Genomic DNA, 16,881 nt, shown 5'->3' with positions numbered 1-16,881 from the left:
ATGATGGCATGGCGTGCTGATAAACTGCGCGGGAAGGAGAGCCCATGAGCCAAGCCAACGACGACAACCTGATCTGGATCGATCTGGAGATGACCGGCCTCGACACCGACGCCGATTCGATCCTCGAGATCGCCACCATCGTCACCGACAAGGAGCTCAACGTGCTGGCCGAGGGGCCGGTGTTCGCGATACGCCACGAGCTGGACCGGCTGGAGGCGATGGATGCCTGGAACCGCAACCAGCACGGCAAGTCGGGCCTGTGGCAGCAGGTGCTCGATTCCACCGCGGACCATGCCGCGGCCGAACAGGCCACGCTGGATTTCCTGCGCGACTGGGTGCCGGCCGGCAAGTCGCCGATGTGCGGCAACTCGATCTGCCAGGACCGCCGCTTCCTGCACCGGCAGATGCCGCGGCTGGAGCGCTTCTTCCATTACCGCAACCTCGACGTCTCCACCCTGAAGGAACTGGCGCGCCGCTGGGCGCCTGCCATCGGCAAGGGCCTCAGCAAGGAATCCGCGCATACCGCGTTGTCCGACATCCGCGATTCCATCGAGGAGCTGCGCTACTACCGTCGCCACATGGGCGCGCTGGGCGGCGGGCAGGACGAGGCATGAACGCGCTCGATGCGCTGTTCGCCACCGTGCTCGATTGCGCCGGTCGCAAGCTGGTGCTGGATCGCCCGCGCGTGGCCGGCATCGTCAACGTCACGCCCGATTCGTTTTCCGACGGCGGCGAGCACGCCACCACCGAAGCGGCCGTGGCGCACGGGCTCGCGCTGGCGGAGCAGGGCGCCGACATGCTGGACGTGGGTGGCGAATCCACCCGCCCCGGCGCGGGCGACGTGCCCGTCGAGGAAGAGCTGCGCCGGGTGATTCCGGTGATCGAGCAACTGGCGCAGCGCACGTCACTGCCCATCGCCATCGACACCTCCAAGCCCGAGGTGATGCGCGCCGCGGTGGCCGCGGGCGCGGGCATGGTCAACGACGTCTTCGCGCTGCGCCGCGACGGCGCGCTGGACGCGGTGGCCGGACTCGGCGTGCCGGTATGCCTGATGCACATGCAGGGCGAACCGCGCGGCATGCAGGACGCCCCGCATTACGACGACGTGGTGGGCGAGGTGCACCGCTTCCTCGCCGACCGCCTGTTCGCCTGCGAACTGGCGGGTATCGACCGGCGCAAGGTGATGGTCGATCCCGGTTTCGGCTTCGGCAAGGACCTCGGGCACAACCTCGCCCTGCTGCGTGCGCTGGAGCGTTTCGCGGACCTGGGCAGCGGCGTCTACGTGGGCCTGTCGCGCAAGTCGATGATCGGCGAACTGACCGGCCGCAAGGACCCGGCCGGGCGCGCCGCGGGTTCGGTCGCCGCCGCCCTGGTCGCCGTCCAGCGCGGCGCGCGCATGGTGCGCGTGCACGACGTGGCCGCGACCGTGGATGCACTGGCGGTGTGGCAGGGCGTGCATGCGGGCGACGCCGCGCCGCGCCGCGACCCGAAGCCGGCGGCGCCGCGCTGGCCGGACGACGACTAGGGCGGCCCTGGTTCCCCGGGGCGCCCTGCCATCGCCGCAGGGGCAGTCAAGCCGGATTCAGCGCCCTCGAACTATTGAACCCAGCGGTGCCGGAGTCCTGCCTGCGCGGGAACGACGGACAAAGGGAGGCCGTTCGGGCCTCCCGCAGGGGGCGGCAACAGGATGGCGGCGCACGAGGCGCCGTCGCGGGACAGGGAAACTTTTCGGGAAAGCAACCATGAGTCAACGCAAGTATTTCGGCACCGATGGCATTCGCGGCCGGGTGGGCGAATGGCCGATCAACGCCGAATTCATGCTGCGCCTCGGCCGCGCGCTGGGCGCGGTGCTCGATCGGCGGGGCGGCACGCGGCACACCGTGCTGATCGGCAAGGACACCCGCGTCTCCGGCTACATGTTCGAGGCCGCCCTGGAGGCGGGCCTGGTTTCCGCCGGCGTGGACGTGCGCATGCTGGGGCCGATGCCGACGCCGGCCGTGGCCTACCTCACCCATTCGCTGCGCGCCGACGCCGGCATCGTCATCAGCGCCTCGCACAACCCGCACTACGACAACGGCATCAAGTTCTTTTCCGCGCGCGGCGAAAAACTCAGCGACGCAATGGAAGCCGCCATCGAGGCGGAGATCGACGCACCCTTCGTCACCGTGCCGTCCGAGAAACTGGGCAAGGCGCGCCGCATCGACGACGCGGTGACCCGCTACGCCGAGTTCTGCAAGAGCACGGTGGCCGAGGATTTCAGCCTCGCCGGCCTGAAGGTCGTGCTGGACTGCGCGAACGGCGCCACCTACCAGGTCGCCCCCAAGGTGTTCGCCGAGCTGGGCGCCGAAGTGACCGCCTTCGGCGACAAGCCGGACGGCTTCAACATCAACCGCGACGTGGGTTCCACCCATCCGCAGGCCCTGCAGCGCGCGGTGCAGGAGCTGGGGGCGGACCTCGGCATCGCCTTCGACGGCGACGGCGACCGCGTGCAGATGGTGGACCGCCACGGCGCGCTGGCCGACGGCGACGACCTGCTCTACGTGATCGCCCGCGCATGGCATGCGCGCGGCCAGTTGCAGGGCCCGGTGGTCGGCACGCTGATGAGCAACTACGGCTTGCAGCTCGCGCTGGACCGGCTGGGCGTGCCGCTGGTGCGCGCCAAGGTGGGCGACCGCTACGTGCTGCAGCAGCTCAAGGAACACGGCGGCGTGCTGGGCGGCGAGACCTCCGGCCACGTGCTGTGCCTGGATCGCGCCACCACCGGCGACGGCATCGTCTCCGCGCTGGCCGTGCTCGAGGCGCTGGCGGGCGAGGATTTCGCCGTGGCGCGCCAGGGCCTGCACAAGTTGCCGCAGGTGATGATCAACGTGCGTGCCGATGGCGCGCGCGAAGCGCTGGCCAGCGACGAAGTGCGGCAGGCGCTGGCCGGTACGGAACGCACCCTGCAAGGCCGCGGCCGCGTGGTGCTGCGCGCTTCCGGCACCGAGCCGCTGGTGCGCGTCACCGTGGAAGGTGCCGACGAGGCCGAGGTGCGGCGGTTGGCGCAAAGCCTCGCCGACGTCGTAAAATCGTCCGCAGAACGCTCGTGAACCAGCCGGCTCGTGCCGGCCACAGGTGAGAGGAACCGGTCGCCAAGGAATGGCCCGACGTGAACGTCCCTGCGGTGGCGTATCACAAATCGACCGCAGCCCCGACTCACTGACTGGACACGACCATGAAGAACGTTCCCACCCTCGACATCCGCCGCTACGACAGCGACCGCGCGGCCTTCGTCGCCGAGCTTGGCGCGGCCTACCGCGAATTCGGCTTCTGCTGCATCAGCGGCCACGGCATCGCGCGCGAGCTGGTCGACGGCGCCTACGACGCCTTCCGGCGCTTCTTCGCGCTGCCCACCGAAACCAAGATGAAGTACCACGTGCCGGGCAGCGGCGGTGCGCGCGGCTACACCCCGTTCAAGGTGGAAACGGCGAAGGACAGCAAGCATCCCGACCTCAAGGAGTTCTGGCACGTCGGGCGCGAGATCCCGCGCGACTCGAAGTTCGCCGACGTGATGGCGCCCAACCTGTGGCCCGCCGAGGTGCCGGAATTCCACCGCTACGGCTACGGCCTGTTCGAGGCGCTGGACCAGCTGGGCACCCGCGTGCTGCGCGCACTGGCCCTGCACATCGGCTTGCCCGAGCATTACTTCGGGGACAAGACCGGCCAGGGCAATTCCATCCTGCGGCCGATCCACTACCCGCCGATCACCGACGAGCACGTGCCCAACGTGCGCGCCGGCGCGCACGAGGACATCAACTTCATCACCCTGCTGGTCGGCGCCAGCGCCGAAGGCCTGGAAGTGCTCACCCGCGAGGGCGAGTGGCTGCCGATCACCACCGAGGGCGACGCCATCGTGGTGAACATCGGCGACATGCTGCAGCGCCTGAGCAACCACGTGTACCCGTCCACCACGCACCGCGTGGTGAACCCGCAGAACGCCAACGCGCGCAAGCCGCGCTACTCGGTGCCGTACTTCCTGCACCCCAACCCCGACGTGGTACTCGACCCGTTGCCGCAATGCGTGACGCCGGACAACCCGAGGCGCTACGACACCAGCATCACCTCGCACGAATACCTGCAGCAGCGGCTGCGCGAGATCAAGCTGATCTGACCGGAAGCGCTAGCGGGCGCATGCAGAGCGCGCCGCCGGCCCTGCCGAGCCATGCGTCGGCCCGCCCGCAAACCGGCGGCGGGCGATGGCATGCGGCCCTGTCTTCGTCAGGCAGGTGCCCCCTGGGTTTCCCGAATCGGGTCGCTGGCTGCCCCGTGGGTTCGGTAGTCTTCCGACCATTCTGCGGGCGTGCGAAAGCTCAAGGGAGTGGCCATGAAATTTCAGCTGCACCGCGTGGTCGCGGAATTGCTGCTGTCCGCGCTAACCCTGTCCGGCTGGGCCCAGGTCCGCATCTACCTCCCCGCATTACCGTTCATCCAGGCAGGTGAGCTCGCGGATGCAGCCGACGTCGGCTTGAGCGGGGACCGCAAGGCGGAACACCTAGATGTGGTCAATAGCCCTCAACCCTCAATCCGCATCCTGTGCCCGATACCGCCTGGCCTGCCTGGCCGACAGTTGCATGGCCAGACGGTCCGGCATCAGCTTGAACACGCCCTTGATGAAGCGGTTCACGCGGCCCGTGACGTGCACGGCATCGCCGCGCTCCACGGCGGCGATGCCTTCGGCCACCACCTCGTCGGCGCTCTGCCACATGAAGCCGGGCAGCTTGTTCATCAGCGTGCGCGTGCCGGTGACGTCGTGGAATTCCGAGTACGTGAAGCCAGGGCACAGCGCGCACACATGTACGCCGCGCCCGTGGTTCTCGAGTGCGAGCCCTTGCGAGAACTTGATCAGGAATGCCTTGGCCGGCGCGTACAGCGTGTGTCCCGCGGTGCCTGGTACATGCCCTGCCAGCGACGCCACGTTGACGATGCAGCCATGGCCGCGTTCGCGCATGCCGGGCAGCAGCCGCCACGCCAGTTCGACGGGGGCGGTCAGCAGCACCTGCAGGAAGTCCGCATGCGTACGCCAGTCGTTCGCCGCGAAACTGCCGGGCACGCCGTAGCCGGCGTTGTTGACCAGCCAGTCCACCGCGAGCCCGCGCCGCGCGAGTTCGTCGCACAGGGCGGCCGGCGCGGCGGGATCGGCCAGGTCGGCCATCAGCACGGTCACCTTGCAGGCATGCCGCTGGCGCAGCTCGTCGGCCAGCGATTCGAGCCGGTCGACGCGCCGTGCGGTCAGTGCCAGGTCGTGCCCGCGCGCCGCGAGAGCGCGGGCGAAGGCGGCGCCGATGCCGGCGGATGCGCCGGTGACGAGGCTGAGCGGGCGGGCGGGTGTCATGCGCTACTCCTGGCGGGTCGTGGCATCTTGGACGTTGCGCCGCAGCAATACCAGTCCTGTATCGTCCCGTAAAATCTCGGTTTTATCCGAACGGAAACACACCGAACATGCGCAAGAAGCTCGTCGCCGCCAACTGGAAGATGCACGGTAGCCGTTCGATGGCCAGTACCCTTTGCGGCGAGATCGCCGTTGCCGGCACGAGCGGCATCGACGTGGTGATCTGCCCGCCGTTTCCCTACCTGGGTGACGTGGCCGCGGCCTGTGCCGGGGCCGGCATCGGCGTGGGCGCGCAGGATCTCAGCGCACACGAGGGGCAGGGCGCCTACACCGGCGAGGTCTCCGCCGCGATGCTGGCCGACTGCGGAGCGCAATGGGTGATCGTGGGGCATTCCGAGCGCCGCCAGTACCACGGCGAAAGCGATGCGCTGGTGGCGCGCAAGTTCGCCGCCGCGCGTGCCGCAGGCCTCACGCCCATCCTTTGCGTGGGCGAAACGCTGGCGCAGCGCGAAGCCGGCGAAACCGAGGCCGTGGTCGCACGCCAGCTGCAGGCCGTGCTTGCCGCCTGCGGCGTCGCGGTGTTCGATACCGCCGTGATCTCCTACGAGCCGGTGTGGGCCATCGGCACCGGCCGCACCGCCACGCCCGATCAGGCACAGCATGTGCATGCGTTCATCCGTAGCCAATTGCAAAAGGAAGATGCTATGATTGCCCGTCTGACTCGGCTGCTTTACGGCGGCAGCGTCAAGGCGGCCAACGCCGCCGAGTTGTTCGCGCAGTCGGACGTGGATGGGGGGCTGATCGGTGGAGCCTCGCTGACCGCTTCCGACTTCCTTGGAATCTGCGCAGCGGCGCACTAAGTCGCCACGGGCTCGATTGCACTCATGTTCGTCATTTTCAGCGTGTTTTACATTCTGGTCGCCGCGGCCATGACCGTGCTGATCCTGCTGCAGAACGGCGAGGGCGCCAGCGCCGGCTCCGGTTTCGGCGGCGGTGCCTCGGCCACGGTGTTCGGTGCGCGCGGCTCGGCCAACTTCCTGACCCGCGCCACTGCCGTGCTCGCCACGTTGTTCTTCGCGTTGAGCCTCGGCATGGGCGTGTACCTGCACAGCCATGGCGCCGCGCAGAACAGCGGCGCCGACCTCGGCGTGATGGCCGGCATGAGCACGCCGGCCCCGGCCAAGCAGGCTGCGGCCGCGGCCACTCCGGTGAACCCGGAAGTGCCCGTTGCCGCGAACAACACCGCGGTACCCGTGGCCCCGGCCGCGAGCAAGCAACAAGGCGAAGTGCCGGCCGCGCCGGCGCCGCAGAAGAAGCAGTAAGCAAGACACCTGCCCAGGTGGCGGAATTGGTAGACGCACTACCTTGAGGTGGTAGCGCTGAAAGGCGTAGGGGTTCGAGTCCCCTCTTGGGCACCATCACTGGATTCCGGACTGTTCGAGATCGTCCGGGACCCTGTCCAATTTCAAACCGCGCCCATGGCGCGGTTTTTCTTTGTCCCGGGTTCGAGTCCCAAGAGGAGACTCGAACCAGTGATGCTTCCGCTTCTGGGTTGTCCTGCCTGGAGTCCCTCCTGAGTGCGAAGGAGACTGGATCTGCAGGAGCGGAGACGAAAAGAGCGGGTCAGCAGCTTGTCCGTCTACTCCCGCGCTTCGGTGGAAGCCGGATCCTGCGCCACGGCCTCGATGAAGTCCTTCGCGGGCATCGGCTGGCCCAGCATGAAGCCTTGCAGGCTGTCGCAGCCGATGCGGGTGAGGAACGCCTTCTGCGCGGCGGTCTCGACGCCTTCGGCGACGATCTTGAGGTTGAGCGTCTGGCCCAGCGCCACGATGGCCGACACGATGGCAGCGTCCTCGGTGCCGGCGGCGAGGTCGCGCACGAAGCCCTTGTCGATCTTCAGTTCGGTGGCCGGCAGGCGCTTCAGGTAGAGCAGGCTGGAGTAGCCGGTGCCGAAGTCGTCGATGGAGATGTTCACACCCATGTCCTTCAGCTGCCGCAGCGTCGCAAGGCTGGCTTCGACATCGGACATCGCGGTGGATTCGGTGATCTCCAGCGTCAGGAAGCGCGGTGCGAGCGCATGGCGCTCCAGGGTGTCGCGCACCATCTCGATGAGCCCGTCATGGCCGAACTGCACCGCCGAGAGGTTCACCGCGATCGTCCATTCCGGGTGTCCGGCGTCGTGCCACGCGCGCATCTGCCGGCACGCTTCGTCGAGCACCCATTCGCCGATCGGCACGATCTGGCCCGACTTCTCCGCGATGGGGATGAAATGGCTGGGCGGAATCATTCCCAGCGTGGGGTGCGACCAGCGCAGCAACGCCTCGGCGCCGATGACGGGACCGTTCGGTGCATCGAACTTCGGCTGGTAATACAGCGCCAGTTCGCCGCGCGCCTGGGCCATGCGCAGTTCACGCGCGATCTGCATCTGTTCGTGCGCGTCGGAGTTCATCGAGGCTTCGAAGAAGACGTAGCCTTTCCGCCCCGAGGCTTTCGCGTGGTACATCGCCGCGTCGGCATTGGTCATCAGTTCCTGCTGCGTGGCGCCGCTGCCGGGGTAGAGGGCGATGCCGATGCTGCAAGTCACATGCAGTTCGTGCTTGGCGACGAAGATCGGCTCGCCGATCACCTTCATCAGCGTCTCGGCGGTGCGGGCGGCGTCCGCCGGCTCGCCGATACGGGCCAGCAGCACGAATTCGTCGCCGCCGATGCGGGCGACGGTATCTTCATCGCCCACGTTGGCGCGTATGCGCTGCGCGATCTCGACCAGCAGCAAGTCGCCGGCGCGGTGCCCGAATACATCGTTGACGGCCTTGAAGCCATCGAGATCCAGGAACATCAGCGCGAAACGGCCCTTGTCGCGATTGGCGGCCTGGATCTCGCGCTCGAGGCGGTCGTGCAGCAGCACGCGGTTCGGCAGCTTGGTCTGGCTGTCGTGCAGGGCGAGGTAGGAAAGCTCTTCGTTCGCTTCGGCGAGCGAGCCGACCAGCACTGCCGTGCGCGATCTCATTCGGAAGTCGAGCACGGAGACGGTTAGCGTCATCGCCAGCACTGCCAGCGTGACGACGATGACGACGACGGCCAGCCAGTCCGTGTTCACGCCTTGGTGGGCCGCCCCGCAGATGCTGCCCAGCGGGAACTGCGCTGCGCTCATGCCGGTGTAGTGCATGCCGACGATGGCGAGGCCCATGACGACGGCCGCGCCGAGCTGCTTGCGCCGCACGCGCAAGGTGTTCTTGCGCAACTGGAAGGCGATCCACAGCGCCGCGCCCGACGCCACGATGGCGATCGCCACCGACAGGGCGAACAGCCACGCGTCGTACTGGATGCCGGGGGTCATGCGCATCGCGGCCATGCCGGTGTAGTGCATGCCGGCAATGGCCGGCCCCATCAGCAGGGCGCCGCCCACCAGGTGCATCCAGGGCAGCGTCTGCCGGCAGACCAGCCATAGGGCGAATGCGGAGGAGGCAATAGCGATCAGCAGCGACAGCAGGGTGATCGCCGGGTCGTAGCCAAGCGGAATCGGCAGGCTGAAGGCCAGCATGCCGATGAAATGCATCGACCAGATGCCCAGCCCCATCGCGCCGGCGCCGGCCAGCAGCCACCGGCGAGCGTCGGAGTCCCGCGCCGTGGTGATGCGGCCGGCCATGTGCAGTGCCGTGTAGGAGGCGAAGATCGCCACGAGCAGGGAACACACGACGAGCAGCGGGTTATACGAACTGGCCAGCATTCAATGGACTCTCGTGGCCTTGGGCCTTGCATGCCGCACGCACGAAGGTGGCTGGATCTTGGTGCGGCTTTGCAAAGTTCAGGTATCGGCCATTCTATCGGCTGGCGCACCCGGATCTTGACCGTGCAAGGCCCTGGCGCCACGCGCGACGGGCCTGCCGCGAAGCATGGCTGCCCGTCGACGGGTTTCGCAAATTCACGGCGAGGGATCTTGCGTCCGGATTCATTCGCCGGTAAAGCAGCCGGCTGCATGCTGGCCGCTCCATTCCGAAGCGGAGAGCGTCATGGGAATCCTCGATACCTTGGGTGAAGTTGCCGGAGCCGTGGCTGCAGTCGAAGGCGCCGAGAAGCTCGATCCGAATGCGGGCTTGCTGACCAAGGGCCTCGCGGCCGTCGCCGGGTTCAAGGGCGCCGGCGCATTGGAGGAAATGGTCGGCAAGAAGGAAGACGAGGCGGCGCCGGCTGACGACAGCCAGTCCTGAGTTTCACCCGTGTTGACGGAGGGCCGCCCACCGGGCGGCCCTCTTCCGTTTGCGCGTCACCGGCCGGACGTCGTGTGCTGCAGGCAGTCCTTGGCGCGCGCCAGCAACAGTTCGCGCTCGCGCGTGTTGCGGGTGAGCGTCGCGGCACGCTCGAACTCCGCGTGGGCCTCGTCGTGGCGGTCGAGCTTCTGCAGCAGATCGCCGCGCACCGCCGGCAGCAGGTGATAGTTCGCCAAGGCCGGCACGTCGCGCAGCGCATCGACGAGAGCAAGGCCCGCGACTGGCCCGCTGGCCATCGCCACGGCCACGGCGCGATTGAGTTCCACCACGGGCGACGGCGCGACGGCGGCCAGCGTGGCGTACAGGGCGGCGATACGGTTCCAGTCGGTCTGCTCCGCGCTGTTGGCGCGGGCATGGCAGGCGGCGATGGCGGCCTGCAAGGTGTACGGCTCCTCGTCGCCGCCCAGCCGTTGCGCGCGATCCAGTGCGGCGAGGCCGCGCTGGATCAGCAAGCGGTCCCAGCGCGCGCGGTTCTGTTCCAGCAGCCGGATCGGCGTGCCATCGGCTTCGCTGCGCGCATGCGTGCGCGAGGCCTGCAGCTCCATCAGCGCGAGCAGGCCGAACACGGAAGGCTGCTGCGGCATCAGGCCGGCGAGGATGCGGCCCAGCCGCAGGGCCTCCTCGCACAGCGCGGGTCGCATCCAGTCGTCGCCCGCGGTGGCGGTGTAGCCCTCGTTGAAGACCAGGTAGATCACGCCGAGCACGGCATCCAGGCGTTCGGCCAGTTCCTCGCCGCGCGGTACCTCGAACGGCACCTGCTTCTCGGCCAGCGTGCGCTTGGCGCGCACGATGCGCTGGGCGATGGTGGGTTCCGGCTGCAGGAAGGCGCGGGCGATCTCGACGGTACTGAGGCCGCCGAGCAGGCGCAGGGTGAGCGCCACGCGCGATTCGGCGGGCAGCGCGGGGTGGCAGGCGGTGAAGATCAGCCGCAGCAGGTCGTCGCCGATGTCGTCGTCGAGCATGTCATCGAAGCGCGGCATGGCATCGGCCTGTTCGGCCTCCAGTTCGCGGGCGATTTCCTCGTGCTTGCGCTCCATCAACTGATGGCGGCGCAGGCGGTCGATCGCGCGGTGCTTCGCGGTGGTCATCAGCCAGGCGCCGGGGTTGTCCGGCACGCCGGCCTGCGGCCATTGCTCCAGTGCGGTCACCAGGGCGTCCTGCGCCAGTTCCTCGGCCAGGCCCACGTCGCGCAGCATGCGGGTGAGCCCGGCGATGATGCGCGCCGACTCGATGCGCCAGATGGCCTCGATGCTGCGGTGGATGTCGGTCGCCGTCATGGCGACCGATCAGACCATCATCGCCCCGCGGCGGCAAGGCGTCATGCGGCGGGCGGGCAGTTGATCATCCACGGCACGCCGTAGCGGTCCACCAGCGAGCCGAAGCGCGCGGCCCAGAACGTCTGCTGGATCGGCATCTGCACCGTGCCGCCTTCGGCCAGCGCGTGGAAGATGCGCTCGGCCTGTTCCGGCGAGTCGAGCTGGACCGACACCGAGCAACCCTTGATCGGCGTGTAGGGGCATTGCGGTGCCATCGCGTCCGAGGCCATCAGCACCTGGTCGCCCACTTCCAGCCGCACGTGCATCATCTTGTCGTGCATTTCCGCCGGCATGGGCATGTCGGGCGGTGCGTCGCCATAGCGTGCGCGCATGGTGACCTTGCCGCCGAAGCAGCGGGCGTAAAAGTCGAAGGCGGCTTCGGCATTGCCGTCGTAGTTGAGGTAGGCGACGAATTGCATGGCGGTACTCCTTAAAAGTCGGGCGGGGTTTATTGCTGGCGGTTGCCGATCTGCGCGCGCAGGTTCGTTTCCTGCTCGCGCAACGCATCGGTAAACTTGTCGCCGAAGTCCTCGGCCTCGAACACCGGGCGAATCTCGACTTCGGCACCGGCGTCGAACGGGGCGCGTTTCAACCACTCGATGGCTTCGGCCATCGATTTCACCTGCCATAGCCAGAAGCCGGCGATCAGCTCCTTGGATTCGGTGAACGGGCCGTCGATCACGCTGCGTTGCGCACCGTCGAAGCGCACGCGGGCGCCACGCGAGCTGGGGTGCAGGCCTTCGCCGGCCAGCATCACGCCGGCCTTCACCAATTCTTCGTTGAATCGGCCCATCGCGGCGAGCCGCTCGGTGCCCGGCATCACGCCGGCCTCGGTGTCGCTGGTCGCTTTCACGATCACTAGGCAGCGCATCGGTTTGTCTCCTGTGGTGGGATGGTTCCGCTTTCACAGGTACGACGAACAGCGCCGCCGGGGATCGACACGGGGCTCAAGGATTTTTTCGAGGTCCGCAAGCCGGGCAGGGACGGGATCAGGAAGCCCGGTTGTGCGAGCGCATGGTGCGCTGCTTCTCGATCTGCCAGTCGCGCTGCTTCTCGGTGTCGCGCTTGTCGTGCTCCTGCTTGCCGCGGGCCAGTCCGACTTCCACCTTCACCTTGCCGTTCTTCCAGTACATCGCGGTGGGCACCAGCGTGTAGCCCTTGCGCTCCACCGCGCCGATCAGCTGGTCGATCTCCTTGCGGTGCAGGAGCAGCTTGCGCGTGCGTCGGTCCTCGGCGATGACATGGGTGGAGGCGCTGATCAGCGGCGGGATCGAGGCGCCGACCAGGAAGATCTCGCCCTTGATCACGATGGCGTAGCCGTCGCCGAAGTTGATCCGCCCCGCGCGCAGCGCCTTCAGCTCCCAGCCCTGCAGGGCAATACCCGCCTCGTAGCGTTGGTCGATGTGGTACTCGAAGCGCGCACGCTTGTTGAGCGCGATGGTCCCCGTGCCCTTGGTGGTGTCCTTGTCCTTGCTCTTGGCCATGTCCGCTAAACTTCACTGCACGCGAGCTCCAGCGGAGCAACGCTTTTATTGAGAGTGCATCCATGGATGGATGCCCGTTTGACTTTTGCATTCAAGGACGAATGCACAAACCAGGGACCGATCGTGATCGAAATACGCCGCAGCGCGCTGGTGCGCCATTCGCCGGAGCAGATGTTCGATCTGGTCGATGGCGTGGAAGCATACCCAAAGCGCTTCCCATGGTGCTCGTCGTCCAGCGTGATCGAGCGCGACGGCAACGTGCTGGTGGCCCGGCTGGACCTGCATTTCGCCGGCCTGCGGCACAGCTTCACCACGCGCAACACCGCCGAGCGGCCGCACCGCATCGACATCCGCCTGGTCGAGGGACCGTTCCGCTCGCTGGACGGCCACTGGGGTTTCACGGCGCTGGGCGACGATGGCTGCAAGGTGGCCTTGACGCTGGATTTCGATTACGCGGGCATCGGCGGCAGCGTGCTCAAGCTGGGCTTCCAGGGCCTCGCCAACCGCATGGTCGACGACTTCTGCCGCGCCGCGGACCAGTTGCATGGCTGAGCCGGCCATCACGGTGGAAGTGCTGCATGCCGGTGTGCAGCGGACCTGGTGTTGCCGAGTCTCGTTGCCGGCCGGAAGCACCGCGATGCAGGCGGTGGAAGCTGCAGGCCTGCTGCCGTCGTTGCCCGCCGAGGTGCTGGCTCCCCTGCGGCTGGGCATCTTCTCGCGCCGGATCGAGGCCGGCCACGTGCTGCGCGATGGCGACCGGGTGGAAATCTACCGGCCGCTTGCCCTCGATCCGATGGCCTCGCGCCGGCGCAGGGCCGGTCAGGGCTGACCCGCCTGCCGGCAGGGGGTTACTTGTTGCCGCTGCTGTCGTCGGAGTCGCCGCCGGAATCCTTGCTGTCCTTGCCGCTCGTGTCCTTGTCGCCCTTGTTGTCGTCGACCGAGTAGTTGACGTTGAGCTTCTTGCTCTCCTTGAGCAGGTTCTTGTTGTTCTCGAGGTAGGGGCTGCCCTCGACGCGCGCCAGGATGTCGTCGTTGAAGTACAGGGTCATGGTGCTGACCTGCATCGGGCCGCCGCGGTGCGAGTAGGTGGAGACATAGTCCCAGCGGCTCTGGTCGAACGGGGAGGCGACCGACGGCGTGCCGACCAGGAGCATCACCTGGCGCTTGGTCAGGCCGGGCTTGAGCTGATCCACCGCCTTCTGGTCGATGGTCTTGTCGAGCAGGTTGCCCTGGCGCACGTCCTGCGTGTAGACCAGGTGGCAGCCGGAAACGGCAAGCGCCAACAGCGCGACAACCGGCAGGGTGATCAGCTTTTGCATGCGTGAAGCGTCCAGATCGTGGAATGGCGGATGATACACTACCGGTTCGGCATCGCCGCGCCGGCGTGAGGTGGCAAATGATGGAACAGGAAACCCAGGAACTTCGTCGGGTCGGTCTCAAGGTGACCCACCCGCGCATGCGCATCCTGCAGATCTTCGACGAGGAGGAGGGCAACCACCTCACTGCCGAGGACGTCTACAAGAAGCTGCTCGCCCATCAGGAAGACATCGGCCTGGCGACGGTGTACCGGGTGCTGACCCAGTTCGAGGCAGCGGGCATCGTCGTCAAGCACAACTTCGAGGGCGGGCAGGCCGTCTACGAACTCGACCGCGGCAAGCACCACGACCACATGATCGATGTGGACAGCGGAAAGGTGATCGAGTTCGTCAGCGAAGAGATCGAACGCCTGCAGCGCGAGGTCGCGGCGCGCCACGGGTACGTGATCGAGGACCACAGCCTGGTGCTGTACGTGCGTCCCAAGAACCGTACCTCGCGCAAGGGCTGATCACGGGCCCCCGGGGCTGGCCCGGGGACACAAGCCCGAACCGCAGGCATAAAAAAATCGCGAGGGAGGACTCCTGTCCACCTCGCGATTGCCTCGTACCCGGTTGGACTTGGGCATGGCGAGTTGCTCGTCCAGGCCCTGCATCCAAGGTAACGACCAGACGGCGTCCTGCCATCTCTCCGGAGTCGCCGTCCCCACGAGGACTCCGGTACGCCATCTCACGATGGCGGCTCCCCCACATCGATGGAACGATGCTAACGAAGCCTTCACGTCCTGTGTATCGGAAAAATTCCTAGATAGCTCGAAATGTGACGGGTAAGTCGTTGTTGCTACGCAGCAATACGCGCAAGTGCACGCCTCGTGGTGCGGGCCGCAACTGAAACATGCCCCCCAGCGAGGTGACGCGGTCGCGCATGCCTTGCAGGCCACGGCCGCCGCGTGGCGGCCGCTCGGGCAATCCGACGCCGTTGTCGCGCAGGTCGAGCAGGGCGAGGATCGCGCCGTGGCGCTCGCCGATGCGCAGGCGCAGGCGGAACTCGCTGGCCCTGGCGTGCTTGACCGCATTGGTGGCGCTTTCCTGGGCCAGCCGGTAGATAGTGGTGCGAGTGTCGTCGTCGAGCAGACGCGGGTCGCCGTGCAGCTCGGTGAGGTAGTGGATGCCAGCGGCCTTCAGCAGGTCGCGGATCGGACCCTCGTCCAGCGCGCGCAGCAGGCCGAACTCGTCCAGCACGGCGGGGCGCAGGTCGTCCAGCAGGCGGTGCAGGGCGCGGCGCATGTGGGCGAGGATGCCGTTGATCGAGGTGCCGATGTCCTCCAGCCCGGCCTGTTGCAGGCGCGCCTGCGCCAGCTTCACGTGGGTCTGGATCGCGGTGATGTTCTGGCCCAGCTCGTCGTGCAACTCGGCGGCCATGTGGCGGCGCTGGTTTTCCTCTGCCTGCAGGTTGCCGCGGGCGGCGGCGCGCAGTTGCCGCGCCAGTTGGTCCAGCCGCCGGTTGACCGCGGCCAGGTGGGTGTTCTGCTCGGCCACTTGCCGCTTGCTGCGGCGCAGGGCGTCGGTCGCCGAGCCCAGCATCAGCGTGCCGGTGCCTGCCACGGCCAGGAACAGGTACCCGGCCGCCGAGGGCGCGTGGCCGAGTCGCTGGTCCAGCGCCGTCATGCCGAAACTGGAGACGGTCATGGCCAGGCTGGCGCCCCGCCAGCCATGGCGGAAGGCGAAGAACAGCACCGGCGCCAGCGACAACGCGCGGGCGAACTGCGGTTGCGACGTGGCCTGCTCGGAAAGCAGCAGCAGGATGGCCATGGCCGGCAGCATCACCTGCAGGCCATCCAGGGCCAGTTCGGCCAGCGCCTGGCGGTTGGGGGGCGCGCGCAGCAGCAGGACCATCACCGGCACCATCAGCAGCACGCCCAGGTAGCCGCCTAGCAATTCGTTGCCCAGCATGCGGATCAGCGCATCCTCGGCCGCGGCCGTGTGGATCACCGTGAGCAGGCCGATGTCCACCGCGGTGGTGGCGAGCACCACGAGCATCGCGGCCAGCAGCAGGCGGGCGGCCTCGTGCGGGTTGTGCAGGCTCGTGCCCGCATGCGGGTTGAGCCGGCGCAGCAGCCACAGGCTGGCCGCGGTCACCAACGGCTCGGGCACGTCGCCCAGGAAATAGCCACTCCAGCCCATCGGCAGCCCGTCGTGGATGTCCATGCCGGCAGAGGCGACCAGCTCGGCACCCAGCAGCCAGCCCCAACTGCGCACGGGCAGCAACAGCAGCGCGCCGAAGCGCAGGCCGTAGGGCAGGGCCCAATAGGGTTGCTCGGTCGGCCACAGCAACAGCCACAGCAGCAGGTAGGCCGCTCCCAGCAGCGGGCCGGAATGCAGCGGGCGGAACGGTTTCAGGCGCATCCGCGGATGGTACATGGGCGTTTGGCCGTGCTGGCGCAGGCCGGCCCCGCTCCGTATACAGTAGGCCTCATGTACAGCATTGTCCTGGTCGACGACCACGCCATCGTGCGCGAAGGCTTCAAGCGGCTGATCGGGCTGGAACCCGATCTCAAGGTGGTGGGCGAGTGCCGCTGCGCGGACGACGCCGTGGAAGCGGTGGCGCAGCACCGGCCCGACCTGGTGGCGCTGGACCTGTCGTTGCCCGACGGCAGCGGCCTGCCCCTGATCGAGCACCTGAGCAGCGTGTCGCCGGACACGCGCATCGTGGTGCTGAGCATGCATGACGGCGAACCCTACGTGTCCGAGGCATTGCGCCGCGGCGCAAGCGGCTACGTGACCAAGGGCGTGGCGCCGGAGGAACTGGTGGCCGGCCTGCGCGCGGTGATGCAGGGCGAGCAGTTCCTGAGTTCCGACCTGCGCCAGCGCCGCGCCGAGCAGCCGGAGTCCGCGCTCGATCCGCTGCATCGCCTGACCGCCCGCGAACACGAGGTGTTCCTGCTGCTGGCCTGCGGCCGCACGCCCAAGCAGGTGGCGGCGGAACTGGGCATCGGCCAGAAGACCGTCTACATCCACCGCGCCAGCGTGATGGGCAAGCTCAACGCCGGTTCGGAACTGGAGTTGTACCGCATGGCCAGCGAGCGCGGACTGCTGGCTCCCAGCGCCTAGGACCTGTTCAAGGCTTTCCCG

General features: G+C 67.7%; 19 protein-coding genes and 1 tRNA gene. 12 read left to right on the top strand and 8 right to left on the bottom strand.

Annotated elements, in window-relative coordinates:
* Positions 1-44: 44 nt before the first annotated feature.
* The 4 genes from orn to IHE47_RS13315 all read left to right on the top strand — a co-directional run bounded on the left by orn (position 45) and on the right by IHE47_RS13315 (position 4,150).
* A complete protein-coding gene (gene orn, locus IHE47_RS13330; protein ID WP_192106574.1) occupies positions 45-614 on the top strand; it encodes an oligoribonuclease in 570 nt (189 codons plus the stop codon).
* Positions 611-1,525 carry a dihydropteroate synthase gene (gene folP, locus IHE47_RS13325; protein WP_192106573.1) on the top strand — a complete coding sequence of 305 codons (915 nt, stop codon included), beginning with the start codon at positions 611-613 and terminating at the stop codon, positions 1,523-1,525. Before orn ends, folP begins: the two co-directional genes overlap by 4 nt.
* A gap of 217 nt (positions 1,526-1,742) precedes the next feature.
* A complete protein-coding gene (glmM, locus tag IHE47_RS13320) occupies positions 1,743-3,089 on the top strand; it encodes a phosphoglucosamine mutase (protein ID WP_192106571.1) in 1,347 nt (448 codons plus the stop codon).
* A gap of 125 nt (positions 3,090-3,214) precedes the next feature.
* A complete protein-coding gene (locus tag IHE47_RS13315) occupies positions 3,215-4,150 on the top strand; it encodes an isopenicillin N synthase family oxygenase (RefSeq protein ID WP_192106569.1) in 936 nt (311 codons plus the stop codon).
* A gap of 408 nt (positions 4,151-4,558) precedes the next feature.
* Here IHE47_RS13315 and IHE47_RS13310 read toward each other — a convergent pair whose 3' ends face one another.
* Positions 4,559-5,371 (bottom strand): SDR family NAD(P)-dependent oxidoreductase, encoded by an 813-nt coding sequence (locus IHE47_RS13310; RefSeq protein WP_192106567.1) that lies wholly within the window; start codon positions 5,369-5,371, stop codon positions 4,559-4,561.
* Positions 5,372-5,478: 107 nt separating this feature from the next.
* Here IHE47_RS13310 and tpiA point away from each other — a divergent pair, with 107 nt between their 5' ends.
* From tpiA to IHE47_RS13295, 3 genes are all read left to right on the top strand, one after another.
* The gene (tpiA, locus tag IHE47_RS13305) at positions 5,479-6,228 is read left to right on the top strand and encodes a triose-phosphate isomerase (protein ID WP_192106565.1); all 750 of its coding nucleotides are present in this window, start codon (positions 5,479-5,481) and stop codon (positions 6,226-6,228) included.
* Positions 6,229-6,252: 24 nt separating this feature from the next.
* Positions 6,253-6,690, top strand: coding sequence for a preprotein translocase subunit SecG (secG, locus tag IHE47_RS13300; RefSeq protein WP_192106563.1), 438 nt, complete (start codon positions 6,253-6,255; stop codon positions 6,688-6,690).
* A gap of 11 nt (positions 6,691-6,701) precedes the next feature.
* A tRNA-Leu gene (locus IHE47_RS13295) sits at positions 6,702-6,786 on the top strand.
* A 221-nt stretch (positions 6,787-7,007) separates the two neighbouring features.
* On the opposite strand, the gene IHE47_RS13290 is transcribed toward IHE47_RS13295, so the two are convergent.
* Positions 7,008-9,092 carry a bifunctional diguanylate cyclase/phosphodiesterase gene (locus IHE47_RS13290; RefSeq protein ID WP_225561926.1) on the bottom strand — a complete coding sequence of 695 codons (2,085 nt, stop codon included), beginning with the start codon at positions 9,090-9,092 and terminating at the stop codon, positions 7,008-7,010.
* A 286-nt stretch (positions 9,093-9,378) separates the two neighbouring features.
* Between IHE47_RS13290 and IHE47_RS13285 the strand changes: the two genes are divergently transcribed.
* Positions 9,379-9,576, top strand: coding sequence for a hypothetical protein (locus IHE47_RS13285; RefSeq protein ID WP_192106554.1), 198 nt, complete (start codon positions 9,379-9,381; stop codon positions 9,574-9,576).
* Positions 9,577-9,632: 56 nt separating this feature from the next.
* On the opposite strand, the gene IHE47_RS13280 is transcribed toward IHE47_RS13285, so the two are convergent.
* From IHE47_RS13280 to smpB, 4 genes are all read right to left on the bottom strand, one after another.
* A complete protein-coding gene (locus IHE47_RS13280) occupies positions 9,633-10,913 on the bottom strand; it encodes an RNA polymerase sigma factor (RefSeq protein WP_192106552.1) in 1,281 nt (426 codons plus the stop codon).
* A 41-nt stretch (positions 10,914-10,954) separates the two neighbouring features.
* Positions 10,955-11,371: a VOC family protein gene (locus IHE47_RS13275; protein WP_192106551.1), complete on the bottom strand. Its 417-nt coding sequence runs from the start codon at positions 11,369-11,371 to the stop codon at positions 10,955-10,957.
* Between the two features lie 29 nt (positions 11,372-11,400).
* Positions 11,401-11,823 (bottom strand): YciI family protein, encoded by a 423-nt coding sequence (locus tag IHE47_RS13270; RefSeq protein WP_192106549.1) that lies wholly within the window; start codon positions 11,821-11,823, stop codon positions 11,401-11,403.
* Between the two features lie 118 nt (positions 11,824-11,941).
* Positions 11,942-12,436 carry an SsrA-binding protein SmpB gene (gene smpB, locus IHE47_RS13265; protein ID WP_192106547.1) on the bottom strand — a complete coding sequence of 165 codons (495 nt, stop codon included), beginning with the start codon at positions 12,434-12,436 and terminating at the stop codon, positions 11,942-11,944.
* Positions 12,437-12,559: 123 nt separating this feature from the next.
* On the opposite strand from smpB, the gene IHE47_RS13260 reads away from it, so the two are divergent.
* Together IHE47_RS13260 and IHE47_RS13255 are read left to right on the top strand one after the other, a co-directional pair.
* A complete protein-coding gene (locus IHE47_RS13260; protein WP_192106545.1) occupies positions 12,560-12,988 on the top strand; it encodes a type II toxin-antitoxin system RatA family toxin in 429 nt (142 codons plus the stop codon).
* Positions 12,981-13,265, top strand: a complete 285-nt coding sequence (locus IHE47_RS13255) for an RnfH family protein (protein WP_192106544.1) — start codon at positions 12,981-12,983, stop codon at positions 13,263-13,265. Before IHE47_RS13260 ends, IHE47_RS13255 begins: the two co-directional genes overlap by 8 nt.
* A gap of 19 nt (positions 13,266-13,284) precedes the next feature.
* On the opposite strand, the gene bamE is transcribed toward IHE47_RS13255, so the two are convergent.
* Positions 13,285-13,755 (bottom strand): outer membrane protein assembly factor BamE, encoded by a 471-nt coding sequence (bamE, locus tag IHE47_RS13250; RefSeq protein ID WP_192106542.1) that lies wholly within the window; start codon positions 13,753-13,755, stop codon positions 13,285-13,287.
* A gap of 80 nt (positions 13,756-13,835) precedes the next feature.
* Here bamE and fur point away from each other — a divergent pair, with 80 nt between their 5' ends.
* Entirely contained in the window at positions 13,836-14,261 is a 426-nt protein-coding gene (gene fur / locus IHE47_RS13245; protein WP_192106540.1) for a ferric iron uptake transcriptional regulator, read from the top strand.
* Positions 14,262-14,553: 292 nt separating this feature from the next.
* Here fur and IHE47_RS13240 read toward each other — a convergent pair whose 3' ends face one another.
* Complete coding sequence (locus tag IHE47_RS13240; protein ID WP_192107198.1) at positions 14,554-16,155, bottom strand: MASE1 domain-containing protein; 1,602 nt, start codon at positions 16,153-16,155, stop codon at positions 14,554-14,556.
* A 69-nt stretch (positions 16,156-16,224) separates the two neighbouring features.
* Here IHE47_RS13240 and IHE47_RS13235 point away from each other — a divergent pair, with 69 nt between their 5' ends.
* Complete coding sequence (locus tag IHE47_RS13235) at positions 16,225-16,860, top strand: response regulator transcription factor (RefSeq protein WP_192106539.1); 636 nt, start codon at positions 16,225-16,227, stop codon at positions 16,858-16,860.
* The last annotated feature ends 21 nt before the right edge of the window (positions 16,861-16,881 follow it).

Source organism: Rhodanobacter sp. DHB23 (genome assembly GCF_014842975.1).
GTDB lineage: Bacteria > Pseudomonadota > Gammaproteobacteria > Xanthomonadales > Rhodanobacteraceae > Rhodanobacter_A.
The sequence above is the reverse complement of the archived record's forward strand: the minus strand, read 5'-3'. Positions and strand labels throughout refer to the sequence as shown.